General features: G+C 36.7%; 5 protein-coding genes and 1 pseudogene. All 6 read right to left on the bottom strand.

Annotated features, from left to right (window positions below):
- Nucleotides 1-244 precede the first annotated feature (244 nt).
- Complete coding sequence (locus tag G9371_RS18920) at nucleotides 245-463, bottom strand: hypothetical protein (RefSeq protein WP_029423744.1); 219 nt, start codon at nucleotides 461-463, stop codon at nucleotides 245-247.
- A gap of 1 nt (nucleotide 464) precedes the next feature.
- Nucleotides 465-863, bottom strand: a complete 399-nt coding sequence (locus G9371_RS18925) for a hypothetical protein (protein ID WP_029423743.1) — start codon at nucleotides 861-863, stop codon at nucleotides 465-467.
- A gap of 1 nt (nucleotide 864) precedes the next feature.
- A complete protein-coding gene (locus tag G9371_RS18930; RefSeq protein ID WP_002062126.1) occupies nucleotides 865-1,233 on the bottom strand; it encodes a hypothetical protein in 369 nt (122 codons plus the stop codon).
- Nucleotides 1,205-1,615 (bottom strand): hypothetical protein, encoded by a 411-nt coding sequence (locus tag G9371_RS18935; RefSeq protein ID WP_029423742.1) that lies wholly within the window; start codon nucleotides 1,613-1,615, stop codon nucleotides 1,205-1,207. Before G9371_RS18935 ends, G9371_RS18930 begins: the two co-directional genes overlap by 29 nt.
- Nucleotides 1,616-1,662: 47 nt before the next feature.
- Nucleotides 1,663-2,334, bottom strand: coding sequence for a hypothetical protein (locus G9371_RS18940; RefSeq protein WP_005135674.1), 672 nt, complete (start codon nucleotides 2,332-2,334; stop codon nucleotides 1,663-1,665).
- Nucleotides 2,335-2,372: 38 nt separating this feature from the next.
- Nucleotides 2,373-2,582 (bottom strand): annotated as a pseudogene (locus G9371_RS18945) (glutamate 5-kinase); the annotation flags it as partial.

Raw genomic sequence — 2,582 nt, forward strand, 5'->3', positions numbered from 1 at the left:
CAGAGCTTTAACCTGTGAAGTGAAGGTATAACCTGTAAGATCAATTGCACGGCGAACATCATCCGGTGGATACTGCAGGGTTTCATCCATATCAACCAGCTGCAAGTTCAAGTTGAATGTGTCACCACGCTTAAAAACAAAATTGCTCATAAGTGATTCCTATAGACATAAAAAAACCACCGATGAGGTGGTAGTGAAAAGACGTAAAAAAACCGCTTCTTAGCGGTCATTTAATTAAAGTAATTTAAGGTTTGTAGTCTAAATCAACACTTACTCCAGTAACTACATTATGTTTAGTTCCACCAAGACTATTCACATTGGCCAAACGTATATTCACATCGGAAACACATAGCTTGTTTTCAGATTGCCATTTGTTCAACTCAACAGACATAACATCTTCAAGATGTCTTTCCAGTTCTTGCCGTTTAATTTCGATTTCTTCTAAAGTCAGCATACATGACATATCAATTCACCTTGTACCCAATGCTCACATTATACTGAATGAAATCAGCATCTTTACCCGCATAGATAGATTGACCATTCAAACATTCTAGATGTTCGATTGAGAAATATTCAAAATGTGCCAGCAATGCATCGCTTAGAACCGTTAGGGTCTTCTCTCCAGTATGTAATCGATCGAAGCATTGAATCATGATATTACCGGTACGGCGTGTACATGGCTTATCTGCAATACCTGAAATAAAACTCGGGCCGCCTGCAATAGTCAAACGGCACCATATACCTTCTTTTGGAACCGTAAAGCTGGGTGCATTTGGATACTGAATTCTTTCCTGAGCAATACCAGTGAAAGCTTGCATGTGCTCAATAATTGCTTGCCTTGTTTGCTCTAAAGTCATTGCCATTTTAGCCACCGTACTTTTGAGAAATAAAGTTAAACGTGAGGCCATAAATACCTTGTGGCGCTTGATCAGACCAGCCGTTTTCTAAGCGCGGTCCATAAGCTTTATTGTTTTGGATATAAACCAAATTGCCTAACTTAATCTTCATTGCCTGAATCGCTGCATCCTGAATAGGATTCGTTTCAGGTTCCCGCACACCGTAATCAGCGGATCCAACCGAAACAATATGTGAAGCACGGTATGCTCCAGTATCAACAGGACTTAAATTAACTAAGGATTGCACTGTATCCAAGACAATATTCTTTACATGGTCTTCTGCTGCTTTAGACACATCAAGACTAAAACTAGTCGGCTTTTTCCCCTTCCACCCCATGACTTTTAACCTCGCTTTCCTCATACATCTTAAAGAGATCCTGAGCGATCGCCTGAATTGAATAAGCTTCAAACTCAGAGCTCGGTTCTCGTTCACCCATGAGCTTTTTAATCTTTTGCCAGACATGAACAGCTTCATGTAAAAGCAATCCATACACTTCAATCTGATTTCTTTCAGAAGTATCACCAAGCTGAACAACTGCATATGCACCTTCGCAATAGAAATCAACCTGAGCTGCAGCCCCTTCAATAGACAAGAATTGATCGACCTTATTCATGTCCTCAAATAGCAAATCCATATGCAGTTGATTTCGAACTAATGTGTAATGCACATGCTGAAATGGTGAGATATGCCACAAAGGAACGTAGTTTGTATTTACCATTCAAACTCCTAAATTGCGCCCATTAAAAAACCCACCGAAGTGGGTTTTTATTTAATCTTAAATTCTCGCAAGGAATTATTTATTGTAGAAAGCGTTTCTACAAATCCAGTAAATCTTTCAAAAGACTTTTTGAAATAGAGATTCTCTTTGTCCGCATAAAACGTTTTAACTTCATCACTCTCAAAAATTGTCGTATTATTCTTAAGTTTTTCGTGAGCAGTAATAGCAATATTCATTAAATTTAAATAATTTAACATCTCATACATTAAATCATTAATCTGATTAATAAAGTCATTTGTTTTAGGTTCACCATCAAACGTAATACCTAATTGAGTATTTTGTTCAATTAAGCGCTTTCTCAGATCAAAAATTATTTTTTGAGTATCTTCAACATTTATGTTTTTAATATCCTTTCTAACTTCTGCATCTAAAATATCTATTTCAAAATTAATATCGAGTAAATTTTTTACAATTTTTTCAGCTGCGGTCTCCATTTTGATAGCTAAATGTTGTACCCGCCAATCACTAAATAACAAAATAGCTATGATGGGAGCTATAGCTGTAGCTGAGAAGCTCATTCCATCTTTCACCATATTTTCTAGTGTGGTGTGCGTGATTGATCTAAAGGCTAAGTTAACTAATATATAAGTTACTAGCAAAATTATGAAAAATATTAAGGTAGTCGCAATTTTTTCAGCATTATTTCCTTTTAGTAACATAATATCCCCCTAGTTTAGAAGGATATTAGAACAAGTATTTAAACCTTCCTCAACTGACATTTCCAAATAGTAGATGCTGGATCCTGTTGAATATGAATTACCCGGAATGAGCCTAAGCTTGTTAACCATTCATCATCAATTTTTGGAGTCATAGTTACTTCATTTTGAAGCACGGTCGCCTTTTTATCCGTGGCCAGTACTCCAAGTGTTTGGATCTCATATTGACTGTAAGAACCAAACAGAACGCC

This window comes from Acinetobacter sp. EKM10A (assembly GCF_011075215.1).
Classification (GTDB): Bacteria; Pseudomonadota; Gammaproteobacteria; order Pseudomonadales; family Moraxellaceae; genus Acinetobacter; species Acinetobacter baumannii.